The sequence below is a fragment of the Luteolibacter arcticus genome (assembly GCF_025950235.1).
In the GTDB taxonomy this organism is placed as follows: Bacteria; Verrucomicrobiota; Verrucomicrobiia; order Verrucomicrobiales; family Akkermansiaceae; genus Haloferula; species Haloferula arctica.
In genome coordinates, this window is sequence record NZ_JAPDDT010000007.1 from 264,996 (window position 1) to 277,705 (window position 12,710).

Annotated in this window: 11 protein-coding genes; 3 read left to right on the plus strand and 8 right to left on the minus strand. The window is 62.9% G+C overall.

Annotated elements, in window-relative coordinates; genetic code table 11:
* Positions 1-99 precede the first annotated feature (99 nt).
* A complete protein-coding gene (gene rpmI / locus OKA05_RS17100) occupies positions 100-312 on the minus strand; it encodes a 50S ribosomal protein L35 (RefSeq protein WP_264488392.1) in 213 nt (70 codons plus the stop codon).
* Between the two features lie 201 nt (positions 313-513).
* The gene (locus OKA05_RS17105) at positions 514-804 is read right to left on the minus strand and encodes a hypothetical protein (RefSeq protein WP_264488393.1); all 291 of its coding nucleotides are present in this window, start codon (positions 802-804) and stop codon (positions 514-516) included.
* A gap of 95 nt (positions 805-899) precedes the next feature.
* Between OKA05_RS17105 and OKA05_RS17110 the strand changes: the two genes are divergently transcribed.
* Entirely contained in the window at positions 900-1,382 is a 483-nt protein-coding gene (locus tag OKA05_RS17110) for a hypothetical protein (RefSeq protein WP_264488394.1), read from the plus strand.
* 358 nt (positions 1,383-1,740) lie between these two features.
* Here the strand turns inward: OKA05_RS17110 and OKA05_RS17115 are convergent, their stop codons facing one another.
* Genes OKA05_RS17115 through OKA05_RS17125 form a run of 3 tightly spaced genes read right to left on the minus strand, consistent with a single transcriptional unit; the run spans position 1,741 to position 4,700 of the window.
* Complete coding sequence (locus tag OKA05_RS17115) at positions 1,741-3,147, minus strand: class I adenylate-forming enzyme family protein (RefSeq protein ID WP_264488395.1); 1,407 nt, start codon at positions 3,145-3,147, stop codon at positions 1,741-1,743.
* Entirely contained in the window at positions 3,144-4,457 is a 1,314-nt protein-coding gene (locus OKA05_RS17120; RefSeq protein WP_264488396.1) for a condensation domain-containing protein, read from the minus strand. The genes OKA05_RS17115 and OKA05_RS17120 overlap by 4 nt, the downstream gene beginning before the upstream one ends.
* Positions 4,458-4,700 (minus strand): phosphopantetheine-binding protein, encoded by a 243-nt coding sequence (locus OKA05_RS17125; protein WP_264488397.1) that lies wholly within the window; start codon positions 4,698-4,700, stop codon positions 4,458-4,460.
* Between the two features lie 194 nt (positions 4,701-4,894).
* Between OKA05_RS17125 and OKA05_RS17130 the strand changes: the two genes are divergently transcribed.
* Entirely contained in the window at positions 4,895-6,310 is a 1,416-nt protein-coding gene (locus OKA05_RS17130; protein WP_264488398.1) for a hypothetical protein, read from the plus strand.
* A 107-nt stretch (positions 6,311-6,417) separates the two neighbouring features.
* On the opposite strand, the gene OKA05_RS17135 is transcribed toward OKA05_RS17130, so the two are convergent.
* Positions 6,418-7,860 carry a glycoside hydrolase gene (locus OKA05_RS17135; protein ID WP_264488399.1) on the minus strand — a complete coding sequence of 481 codons (1,443 nt, stop codon included), beginning with the start codon at positions 7,858-7,860 and terminating at the stop codon, positions 6,418-6,420.
* Positions 7,861-9,046: 1,186 nt separating this feature from the next.
* On the opposite strand from OKA05_RS17135, the gene OKA05_RS17140 reads away from it, so the two are divergent.
* Entirely contained in the window at positions 9,047-9,919 is an 873-nt protein-coding gene (locus OKA05_RS17140) for a hypothetical protein (protein WP_264488400.1), read from the plus strand.
* Between the two features lie 48 nt (positions 9,920-9,967).
* On the opposite strand, the gene OKA05_RS17145 is transcribed toward OKA05_RS17140, so the two are convergent.
* Positions 9,968-11,806, minus strand: a complete 1,839-nt coding sequence (locus OKA05_RS17145; protein ID WP_264488401.1) for a phosphoenolpyruvate carboxykinase (GTP) — start codon at positions 11,804-11,806, stop codon at positions 9,968-9,970.
* Positions 11,807-11,957: 151 nt separating this feature from the next.
* Positions 11,958-12,701, minus strand: coding sequence for a hypothetical protein (locus tag OKA05_RS17150; RefSeq protein WP_264488402.1), 744 nt, complete (start codon positions 12,699-12,701; stop codon positions 11,958-11,960).
* Positions 12,702-12,710 lie beyond the last annotated feature (9 nt).

Genomic DNA, 12,710 nt, shown 5'->3' on the forward strand with positions numbered 1-12,710 from the left:
ATTCTTTCCTCCCGCAGTCTCGCTTGTCCGGTGGTACCCTTGCGGGTCAGGCTGCGATGGAGGCCGTCCGAGGCGCGGACGGGGGCGCGGTTTGTTGCTTCAGCGAGAGAACGGAAGGTTTTCCTTCACGTTCTTGATGTCGGCATCGGAGACAAGGGCGGAATGAGTGAGATTCCGTTTGCGCTTGCGGCTCTTGCATTGGAGCAAGTGCCGGGCGCCTTGCTTCCGGCGCAGAACCTTACCGGTTCCTGTCACCTTGAAACGCTTGGCAACAGCCTTTCGAGTCTTTGCTTTTCCTGAGACGCGTGGCATGGGGCGGCGAAACTAGGGGGCGACCCCGGGTTGGCAAGGCAAAAGTGGCACCTGAATCGCTTCCTTTTCCCGGTATTCCGGGGCTTCTCAGCGGGTCACCTCGCGAGCGGACTGGTAAAATCTTCGCCGGAGGTCTAAGGATCGACCGCTGGACGTGTCAAATCGTGAAGCGCCCCCGGATCCCGGTGGGCGGATATTCATTCAATCCCTGCTGCTCCCATGAACAAGCGACTTGTGGCCATGGCGATCGGAACCGGCCTGCTCGTGGCCTGGCTCAGCGGGCGCGTGGTAATATTGGAGCGACAGCTCGCGGCTGCCGAGGCGGCAGCCGTGCCGGTGCGGCGTTCCGTTACCGAGCTCCCAAAGTCCGCCGTCCCTCAGATCCCGGTGCCAGAGTCGGAGCCAGAGCCGGAGGCCGATCCGGTGGAGGCACCCGGCCTGCACGCGGAACTTGCCCAAGCCCGCGCCGAGGCCGCCGTCATGAAACAGCAACTGGACGCGCTGGAGAAGGCGAGACCGGTTCCCCGGAACGGGCCGCAGCCCCGCCTCGGCCCGCACCCACCGGATGGGGGGATTTCACCCCTCTCGTGGCGGCGCAGGCCATCGAGCACTGGACCGGCGGGGACAAGCGGCGCTGGGGGCACGAGCAGGCGGCCGGTGAGCCCGACACCCACCAGCCCGGCGACATCCCATCGGCGTGGGCGTCAAAAGCTCCCGATGGCGGCGAGGAATGGCTGCAGCTCGACTACGAGCGGCCGGTTGATCTCCAACAGATCAATGTGGTAGAGAGCCACAATCCGGGCGCGATCCGCAAGGTGGTCGCCGTGCTTCCCAATGGCCGCGAGGCCACGGTGTGGGAGGGGACCATGGACCCTTCGGCGGCCGATGAGCTGGTTTCCTCCGCCTTTCCCGTGGAGGGAAATGTCCGCGCGCAGTCGGTGAAGGTGTATATGGATACCAGCCGGGTTGCCGGATGGAACGAGATCGATGCGGTGGAAGTGGTTGGCCGGGACGGGACCAAGCAGTGGGCGAGCGCTTCGCGGGCGAGCAGCAGCTATGCGGATCCTTGAGAGGGGTGTGCCGGAAGCGCCGTTAGACCCGGGAGCGCCGGTCTTCAGACCGGCTTGAATGGTCCTTGGATGCCGGTCCTCAGGTCTAGGAGCGCGGTGACGTCTCCGCTGCCTTTCTCATGCTACCTCTGGGGGAACACTCGATGGGGAGCCCGTAAACCTGAGAGGTAAGCACCCCGTGCTTCCCCGCAGCAGGGCTGCTGGCTTTGAGCGGCAGCAGGGTTGTGCGCAGTCCGGGTCTCCGACCACTCGGGCGGAGGTGAATGGGATGCGAAGCGGTCCGGTGCTGCCGCGTGCACCACTTTTCATCAGCAGCGAGGGACCGTTCGGGCCGGTCTGAAGACCGGCGCTCCCGGGGTTAGCCGTCGCTGGTGACGCGCTTCAATTTGCCGGATGCCGTAAGGGGCAGGGAGTCGACCATCTTGAACACCATCGGCACCTTGTAGGCGGATAGGACGGCCTTGCAGTGGCGCTGGAGTTCGATTGGCTTCGGCGGCAGCGAGGGGTCGGCGGGGATGATCTCGGCGACCGGGACTTGGCCCATCTGCGAATGCTCGCGGCCGAGGACGCGGCTGCGGGTCACGGCGGGATGCTCGTTGAGCACGCGCTCCACTTCCTCCGGGAAGACCTTCATGCCGGCCACGTTGATGACCGACTTCTTGCGGCCCATCAGGAACAGGTGGCCGTCTTCATCGCGGCGGACGAGGTCGCCGCTGGCGAACCAGCCATCGTCGAGTGGCGAGGGATTCCAGGGTACGAGGTAAGCATCTAACAGGCCGGGGCCGCGCACGTGGAATTCATCGTCGCGCAACTCGACCTCGTAGGCGGGCATGGGCTTGCCGAGCGAGCCCGGCTTTTCACTGGCTGCGTCCAGATTGATCACGGAAAGGCCGACCTCGATGATACCGAGGCCCTGGTGCAGTGGCTTGCCGAAGCGTTGCTCGAAGGCCCGGGCGGTTACTTCCGGCAAGGCGGCGGCGGTGGCGACCGCGAGCCGCAACGAGGGCCACATGAAGCCGCGCTTGTCGCCGGACAACATCGCGAAGTGGAAAGGCGAGCCATAGATCACCGTGGCCGTGTGCTTCTCCGCGGTGGCCAGGATGTCCTCGCGCATCGCGGAGTGCTCCAACACCGTGGTCGCGCCGAAGTGCAGGTAGAGCACGATCGACACCGCGAAGTGGTGCGCCATCGGCAGCATCCACAGCACGCGGTCTTGCGGTCCGATCTGCAGGCCTTCATTCGCCGCGGTGATGCGGGCGAGCAGCGTCTCGTGGGAAAGCACCACGCCCTTGCTGGTGCCGGTGGTGCCGGAGCTGAAGCGAATGAACGCGGGATTGAGCGCTTGGAAGCCCTCCTCGGGGAAGGCGGGTGTTAGACCGGCACAACGGTGGAGCTTCCACGGCGTGCCGTCGCTTTCGGAGGAGAGCAGCGATTCTTCCGGGCCGTGCCACGGCAGCTCATCAGCCGCGAGGATGAAGTCGAGCGCGGTGGTCGCGGCAATCTCGGCGCGTTCGGTGTCGGTGAGTTCTTCGGCGAGCGGCACCAAGCAAGCGCCGGCCAGCAGCACGCCCATCGAGAGCACGATGTAGGACACGCCATTCGGGCATTGCAGGCCGACGCGGGCGATGCGGCCGATGTCCGGAATCAAGGCGGCGATTTCCCGAGCATGGCGGAAGAGGTCCCCGTAGGTCACACGGCGGTCGCCGCTGACGACAGCCAGCGTGGCCGGATCATGGCGGCGGGCGATTTCCTCAATCAGGTTCACGGCACGGGCGCTCCGAGGTCTTCGGAAAGGGTTTGTTTCAGCAGCTCCAGCTCTGCGGACGAAAGGCAGCCGTCCTTCCACGATAGCGTCATCGAGAGCTGACCATTGAACTCGGAGAAGAAGATCCCGATCCCCGGCGGCGAACTCACCGAGGGAACGTGGTAGCCATTGGTCACCCGGCTGCCGTGCATGTCTGTTAGGCCCGGGGCGAAGCCGCCGGTATGGGAGTGGAAGAGCGTGCACAGCTCTCCCTTCAGATACACGAAGGTGGGGAGGTTGTAGAAGCGGGAGGGGCAGCGCTCCATCATCCGCATCAGCGCGTCCATCGCGCCGGGCAGCTTGCGACGCATGAAGTCGGCATACTTGCGGTAGAGTACGCGGGTCGCGGGCTTGAGCTCGGCGAGATCTTCCGCGGTCAGCAGCAGGGTGTAGACCGACATGTGATTCTGGAACAGCGGCCGGTCGGCCTGGCGCTGGACCGGCAGCGAAAGTAGTACCGGCACTTGCTCGTCGGGGTGGCGCGCGGCGATGACCGCCTGCACGGCCCGTGAGGCGATGGTCGCGAAGTACGGTAGAAGTAGTAGCTCGCCGGCGGTGGCGGCCATCTTCGTGCGGATGGCGGCGGTGGCCTCGCGGTCGAAGTTGACGACGCTCACGCGGCTTTCTCCGGGCCGCACACCCTTGCGGTGTAGCGAACGGATCCGCCATTGGGGAAAGGTCCGCATTTCCTGGATCGCCGGGAGTGCCCGCTGGTAGAGCGCCGACATCGGCTCCGCCGGGGTGGGGGAGTCCAGCCCGCCGCTGCGGGGCGTGCGGTCGTCACCCGGCGCGGCGATTTCCAGCAGCAGCTTGTCGATGCCCACGGCATCGTGCAGCGAATGGCTCCACACCAGCACCAGCGCCCACGTGGAGGGCGAGGTGATCACGATGTGGAAGCGGAGATTCGCACCCGGCGCGCGGATGTCGGGGTCGCGGGCGTTCAGCAGTCGTCCGATCAAGTCGTGGAGGCCGCCTTTGGAAAGTTCGTGGACCTCGAGCGGAATGGCGGCGGGCACTGCTTCATCGAGCCCCCAGCGGGCGATGAAATCGCCGCCGCGGGAGATACGGGAGTGGAGAACGGGGTAGCGATGACCCAGCACGTCCGCCGCATTTCGCAGGGCATCGAGATCAGGCGCTCCTTCGCATTCGATGACGGTGGCCGCCAGATGATGGCCTTGGCCGCTGCGACGCATCAGGCTTTCAAGGCCGTGCAGGAAGCCATCGCTGCAGGTGGCGGCCAGCGGCGGCAGGGGGTGGAGGGGCGCCGGCATTCAGCGGGAAGCGGCCTCCTTTTTCTCGGCGACGAGGGCGGCGATCTTTTCCGCGGTGGAGAAATTGTCGCGCGACAGGTCGGCGGGATCAATCACCACGCCGAAGCGGTCCTCGATGGCCAGCAGGAGTTGCATGATGCCCATCGAATCCAGCCCGGCGGCGAAAAGGTCGCTCTGGGGCGTGAGCGCCTGGTCGGTGTCGAGGATCTCAGTGGCGATGATGGCGGTCAGCTCGTTTTCCATGCGGCGACGCGGAGAATACGACGTCACGCCGGACGATCAACCCCGGGGTTTGCGATGGCGGATGAGTTCACGGCGTCCCGGGCACGGCATTTGCCCGCCACGCCGATCCGTTCGCTTGCTTTACAGTGGTCTTTCCGGTCATTAATTGAGGCGGGTGATGAGAAAAGGATATCTCGCCCGTAAACGTTGCTGTCATGAAATCGGAGCACCAGATGAGAAGATTGGCGGACCTGCTGCGCCCCGGCCGGGCCGGTGGGATGGTGATTCCACTGCTGGTGGCCCTGACCCTGTCCTCTGCCGGCGATCCGATCGCAGACATCCGCAAGGCGGGGCAAACGACGATCGAGAACGCCGATACCGACGCCACTTTCAAGAAGCAGGAGCTTGCGAAGAAGTACGCCGTGGCTCTGGAGGCGCTGGAGAAGAAGCTCACCAGCGCTGGCGATCTCGATGGCGTGGTCCATACCCGCGAGGAGCGGGCGGAGGTTCTCAAGTCAGGCAACACCACCGCCTACGCGGACAAGGCGCTGGTGGAACTGCGCGACAAGTATCGCAAGTCGATCGATGGCATCGATACCGGCATCACCTCGGCCAAGGCGAAGGCGGTCGAACAGATCCGCAAGAGCCTGCGCGAGCAGGAGGCTGTCTTGACGAAGGCCGGCAAGGTGGATGATGCGCTGGCGCTGCGGAAGCAGGGTGAGCAGTTGTTGCTCGAGTTCGGCGGCGGAGCGGAGGTCGGCTTTCAGGAAGATCCGCGTGCCGTCCAGAAGACCGCTTTGAAGGGGCTGGAAGCCGTTACTCTTCCCGCCGAGAAGCCGGCGGTGAAGGACAACCCCTTTGCCAACAAGGACCGTTGGCTCGAAGGTCTGACCATTCCGGCGGCCAAGCAGAAGATCCGGCAGGGCATCATCATCGGCGACCGTGCTAAGCAATCCTGGCCGGTGGTCATCGTGACGCCCGGCAGCCACTGGGACGGTGGCGACAGCGGCTACGTCGAGGTTTCCGCCGGGAACTTCGTAACCGAGAAGAGCCGCTACCAGGATGTCCGCTTTTTCACCGATCTCTCCTGCCACGCCTATTTCACCCGCTGTCTTCTCGAGAAATGCCGGTTCGACAAGGGCGGCGTCTGGTATGGCTCGGAGCAGGCGGGGAAATTCTACTTCAAGGATTGCATCGTCCGTGGCGGCACCTTCTCGGCCAAGTCGATCAATGTGGTGGATCACGGCTTCCGCGCCGAGAACACGGTCTTCGAGGACGTGGAGATGCCGCACATGATTTTCCGCAAGAAGCAGCCCGCCGACTACCTTAATCACAAGTGGCTGCGGTTTGTGAACTGCCGCTTCACCGGCTGCACCATTCCGGTCAGCTTCCTCTACCTGACTCGTGATTGCATCTTCGAGAAATGCACCTTCGTCGAGTCCCCGCCACCCGCGAAGCCGGATGAGGAAGTCGTCATCAAGCCCTTTGAGATCGTGGTCTACACCACCGCTTGCAAGAACAAGGCCGGCACCCTGCCGGAGAAGTTCAAGTTGGTCGAGCGCCCTGCGTCCTCGCTCCAAGGCGTGGTCATTCCGACCGCGGCCGAGCTGATGAAGCTGATCGGTCCGTGACCGGGGCTCAAGGGACGCGCCCGCATTGCGGGCTGACCGCGTAGCGGGCAGGGGAACGTGTCGCAGCGCGACACCGGAACCGGGCCTTGCATGTCACCGATGTTCTATCAGCTCACCCCGTTGATCACCACTGTCTGCACGGACTTCATCGGCTGGCGGAGATCCAATTGCTTTCCTTTGAGCGCGATCTTTTCCAAGACCTTATAACGGCTCCGTTCCCGCGGCTCGGTGATCCATCCGGTGGCGGTCAGTGCCTCGCCTTTGAAGCGCGAGAGATCAATCTTCCACTCCCGTTCGGCATCCCCGTCGTTCAGGAACACCAGGGTCAGACGACCGCGCTTTTCTTCAAACGCGGCCACCACCGCTTCCTCGGCGGTCGTCAGTATTGTGGAGCCGGGCACGATGTTGCGGGTGTAGTGGGCGAGCACGTGCCACTTCGGATTCACCCGGCGCAGACGCCCGCGCTGCATGTCGGCGGGGATCAGGCCCCAGCCGCCGCCATCGATGGGTTGCCAGTAAGACCATGAGGTTGGCTTCAGCGTCGCCATGTCGCGGTGGAGGTTCCGCGCCATGTTCAGGCCGGAGGGATCACCATCGCCATACTCGGAGTTCCACAGGCGCTTGCCGCCCTGCACGTGCACGACTTGGTGCAGCTTTCCCCGGTCCCCCTTCGCCTCCTGGTAGCCGTGGACATTCACCTGTCCGATCAGGGCGCGCGTCTTCTCGTCAAAGCTCTCCCACGTGGAAATCGCATGATCGTAGTAGGTCTCTTCCGAGGCCGCGATCGGCAGCTTTTCCAGGCCTCGCTTGTCCAATTCCTCGCGGAGCAGGGGCATCACCCGGGCCTGTTGTCCCGGCGAGACGTGGCAGCCCTCCTGTTTGCAATCGGCGAACCACCAGTCCGACACCGGCTCATTGAATGGGGAGACCGTGGTGAAGGAGATGCCCCAGTCATCTTTCGCGTGGCGGGCGACGGCCGCAAGATAGATGGCAAAATTCCGCTCGTGAGCGGGGGACAGGTTGTCGTCGGTAGGCTTCGGGGCGCCGGAGGGATTGTCGATGCGGGTCATCCACCACATCGGGGAATTCGAAAAGAGTTCGAAATGGGTGACGCCCCGGTCCTTTGCCAGCGCCAGCATGTTTCGCTGCTTCGCATCGACCGACCAATCCCAACTGCCCGACGCCGGGTCGCTGCTGCGGTCATCCAGCCAGAAGCCCTGCATCTGCCGGTAGGGCAGGATGATCTTCGACTTCTTCATCTCGCGCTCGCCGATCTTCCGCCACCCGCAGGCACCCGCGTTATAGCGCGCAATGGTCAGCCCCAGCCCCGGCAACAGCTCACCTTCCACCCGCACCGCCTGAGTAGTGAACATCGCATCCGCCAGATCCGTGCGGTCCCCAAACACCGCCGCCCACCAGCACAGCGAGGCCCCCCAGCCGTCCCAAGTGCCCTGTTTCGCGGTGGGATCGAGCTTTACCTTCATCGGTTCGGCCACTAGCCGCACGGAGAAGGACATCCCGAGGAGGAGGAGAATACGAACGATCGTCATTCCCTGATTCCAACTCCGGTTTCGACGATTCGTCGTGCGCAAAAATCGATCGAGAGCTCGGGAAGGGAAACAGGTCCGGGTGAGAGAAGATTTCCTTACTCCTTGAAAATTTTTCACAGAACGATGCAAGATTGAGTCGCCTTGAGGAGATTAGGTCAGAGGTGAAGACGCCGCTGAAAGTGCTGTGGCTGATTGGCCGGCGGATGGCCTGCCCATTCAGGCTTTATCCAGATGCTCCGATAGTATTGGCCGCGCCCGTCATGCCCTGCCCCTTGCGCTACCAAACAATCCAAAAAGCTGGGAAGAATGTTAGAATGCGGGGACCGAACTCCAGTTTTGTTCAACTTTAAACGAAGAATGCAAAGTTCATTTGATCGGATGTGTCCGCGTTGTGGGCAGGGAGGGCTTCTGTTAGTGCGCTTGCTGGACTTGGATTCAAAGGTTTGTGTTGTATGTCAGGAGTGTGAGGCGATTTGGGAGGGGGCAACTCCCGATCTGTCGCTCCCATCAGTGAGATTCGGAGAATACGCGTCAGGGCTGGGTATTGATCCTGATTGGCATCGGCTTGAGATAATTGATCGTTGATTCGGATCTCTAGTCGGATTGTGAAATTATCTTCAGCGTGCCAAGGCGTTTAGCTCTTGATGTGCTGGTGGAAAGAGATTCGTCCAACGGGTCGATCCAGTTTTCCAATGAGGAGGTTCTCAAATAGATCGCTTTCAAAGAACGGATGAGGAAACTCCTGATAGGGCTGGGTGTGGTGATTCCCGCGGACGGTGCACGTGTCCCGGTTCACGAAAAGGGGGATTGGCTCATTGCCTTGGTTGCGATGACCGGGGTTCTTCTCATCGGCGGGATGCTGTTCGTTCGGAGGATGAGTCGGGCCAAGCAGGGCAGGAATGAATCGGAATTGGAGAGATGCCGATAGCCGCCCGGTGGCCGGGAATTCATTGATCGGCGGATGGCTTCTCCCATTGTCCCCGCCCCCGCTGGATTCGTTCTGGACGGAGCCTGACAGCTCCACCTCACCGCCGGCCCGGCTTGCGAGTTGAATTGGGCAGTTTACCGCATTTTAAGAAGACTGGCTTGATCCGGGTGCTCCGATTGGGTTGGCTGCGCTCCAGTTTTGAGACGAAGGGGCTTACCTACGACCATGTGAATCTATGAGAGCGAAACCCTTGGCCCAATGATGCGCTGCCTTGCGACCGGATTTGCAGCTATCGCTTTTCTTATAGCTCACCCGACATGCCGCGGTGAGCCCGAAGTATCGGCCCCACGTGGGGACGTCGAATTATTGGTAGCCAAAGGCGCTGAGTATCTGAGCGAGAAGGAGTATTTGGCTTGGCAAAAGGAGGTCGCGTCACGGCCCGACATCAAGTCTGATCTTCTGGCGATGCTCCGTCGTGCGTTTGAGGTCGACAAGAACGTTCAAGCGTTAGGGAGGGCACTTTCCGCTCTTCAGCTAAGAGCTGATTTGACCGACGTGGAATTGACCGAGATCCTCAGGCCCTTGATAACGCTTCAGAATGCGACGGCCTTGGACCGTCTTCAAATCTCTTACGCATACGCCGGGTTGCAGGTCCTTAATAACTATCCCTCGAAGGAGCATGAGGATCTTGGCATCACTTATTTGTTACGTCCAGAGCTTCACGCTCGGCTAGGCGCAGCGCGAGCCTTAGCCCAAATCGGAACGGAACGATCGTTGGTTCCCCTGCGAACGCTTGCAGAGGACTTGAAGCCACCGGATGGACTTTCCGATGATAGCTACACCACCGTGTTACAGGCGATCGCCTCCATCGAAAAGCGATTGCAAGCGGCAGATGCAGGAGCGCCCGATGCCGCCCCGCCCGACACCCCGGAGCCGCCCCCCACGACACCGGATGAAGGCAGCGCGAAGCCGCCTCAAGTGGCCAATCCTTCCGCCCGGTCGACTGACGAGGTGTCTGCCGGTTCCAAGATGGGATGGATCGGCGGAGGGGCACTCGTGGTCATCGCCGTCGTTCTTCTCGTCGTGCAGCTTCGGCGACATGACGGGAGATCGAAAGCGGGTCGTCACTGAGGCGGACAAGAGCGACGCTCTCCTGACGAAGGAGGGGTCGAATCTGGATCAACTCAACCGCGCCGCCAAGAGCTCGCGCTGGAAGACGATTTCCTTTGGCAGGTAGTCGTAGAGTTTCAGGAAGAGTTCGCCCTGGCTGAGGATCTCGGCTTTCCACTCGTCGGCGTCGAAGGCCATGCACTGGTCAAATTTGGCTTCGTCGAAGCCGTTGAGGCCTTCGGTGTGGAAGTCTTCCCAGTCCGGTGTCCAGCCGATCTGGGTCTCGTGTCCGGGGATGCGGCCGCGGCAGCGGTTTACGATCCACTCGAGCACGCGCATGTTCTCGCCGAAGCCGGGCCAGAGGAACTTGCCGTCGGCGTCCTTGCGGAACCAGTTCACGTGGAAGAAGCGCGGCAGGTGGTTGACCTTGCGGCGCATGTCGAGCCAGTGGTGGAAGTAGTCGGCCATGTTGTAGCCGATGAAGGGGAGCATCGCGAAGGGGTCGCGGCGGACGCCGGCCTTGAGGCCGATGGCGGCGGCGGTGACTTCCGAGCCCATGGTCGCGCCGACATAGACGCCGTGCGACCAATTGAAGGCCTGATAGACCAGCGGCATGGTATTCGGCCGGCGACCGCCGAAGACGATCGCGGAAATCGGCACTCCTTCCGGATTCTGCCACTGGGGGTCGATGGTCGGGCACTGGTTGGCCGGGGCGGTGAAGCGGGCATTCGCGTGCGCCGCGGGACGGCCGCAACCGGGGGTCCAGTCCTGGCCCTGCCAGTCGATGAGGTGGGCCGGGGCTTCCTTGGTGAGGCCTTCCCACCAGACGTCTCCATCATCTGTTAGAGCAACGTTGGTGAAGATGGTGTTCTCCTTCATCGACTCCATCGCGATCGGATTGGTGTCGTAGGAGGTGCCGGGGGCGACGCCGAAGTAGCCGGTCTCCGGATTGATCGCGTGCAGGCGGCCATCCTGATGGGGCCACAGCCAGGCGATGTCATCGCCGACGATGGTGGTCTTCCAGCCGGCGTCCGAATAGGTCTTCGGTGGTACCAGCATGGCGAGGTTGGTCTTGCCGCAGGCGGAGGGGAAGGCGGCGGTGAGGTAGGTCTTCTCGCCCTGTGGCGATTCGAGGCCGAGGATCAGCATGTGCTCCGCCATCCAGTTGTGCTCGCGGGCAATGTTGCTGGCGATACGCAGGGCGAGGCACTTCTTGCCTAACAGGGCATTGCCGCCGTAGCCGGAGCCGTAGGACCAGATCTCGCGGCTCTCGGGGAAGTGGACGATGTACTTGTCCTCATCGCATGGCCACGGGACATCGGCCTGGCCGGGTGCGAGCGGCGCGCCGATCGAGTGGAGGCAGGGGATAAAGCGGCCATGGCCGTCGCGCTTGGCGGGAATCTCGCCGTTTGCCTCGGCCTCCAGCCGGTCGAGCACCTTCTGGCCCATGTGGGCCATGATGCGGGTATTCACCGCGACGTAGGCGCTATCGGTTACCTGCACGCCGATCTTGGCGAGCGGCGAATCGAGCGGGCCCATGCAGAAAGGTACGACGTACATCGTACGTCCCTTCATGGAGCCGGTGAACTTGCCCTTGAGCAGGGTCTTCATTTCCGACGGCTCCATCCAGTGATTGGTCGGGCCGGCGAGGTCCCTGCGGCGGGTGCAGATGAAGGTGCGGTCTTCCACGCGGGCGACGTCCGATGGCGTGGAGCGGGCGAGGAAGGAGTTCGGGCGCTTGGCCGGGTTGAGCCGGGTGAAGGTGCCCTTCTCGACGAGGAGCTGGCACAGCCGCTCCCATTCTTCCTGCGAGCCATCGCACCATTCTACGGTGTCGGGCTGGCAGAGGAGGGTCATTTCCTCGACCCAGGCAAGGAGTTCGGCGTGTCGGACGGGAGCTGCGCTCATGGCGTCCGTATCAAACGCCGCTGAAAGGTCCGGTTCAACCCTATGGATGGAAATGGGCCAATTACGCAAGGAATTGACCGGATGCCGCCAAGCGGTGGGGAAAAATGATCAACGTCCGCGAGGCACCGGAAGGGCTCGGTGCCGGGGCCTCTTATGGCTGCTTGGCCGTGCCGGGTTCTTCCTTGGGAAGATCCAGCTCCATGGTCTTGCGGTCCTCGGGCACGGCCTTCACGCCCACCGGGCCGAGGCGGGGATCAGTGCCGGGAACGAGGAAGCAAAGCGTGCGGGTCTCCTTGTCGTATTCCCAGACGGCCGAGTAGAGCGGCTTGGCCAAGCCTCCCGGAAAGGCGAAGGCGGCGCTGAAGCCACGGTTCGCGCCACCGAGATCGAGATCGACGGGCTTCCAACCCGGCGGCACGCGGATGGCCTTCTTCTCAAGCTGGACTTCCAGCTCCTTGGGCGTGGCATTGAGGAAGCGGTAGCTGCCCCAGCGGAAACCGGCGGGATTGTCATCGAAGACCACCGCGCGGATGCCAGTGGGATCCTTCGGGTCGGGCAGCAGCACCAGCAGGGGATGCTTGATGGTTTCGGCGATGGTGCAGGCGTGCTGGGCCGGCTTGCCATCGGCACCCTGCTTGTCGAGGGCCCGCACGAAGACGGGGCCGTCGCCCTTCACTCGGAAGAAGGGGCTCCGCTTGGACGGATGGAGGTCCTTGATCTCGACCGCGCTTTCGCCACTCACGAGGGCGAACTTGCGGGCGGCGATCTCCGCATCCCACGGCAAGACACGCAGGGCCGGGGCAGCGGAGGACAGGACGGGAGAAAGCAGCAGGGCCAGAAAGAGGCAGCGGAAGTTCACAACAAGCAGGCTGTTTTCCGGGCGGTCGGTTGTCAACGCCGCCGC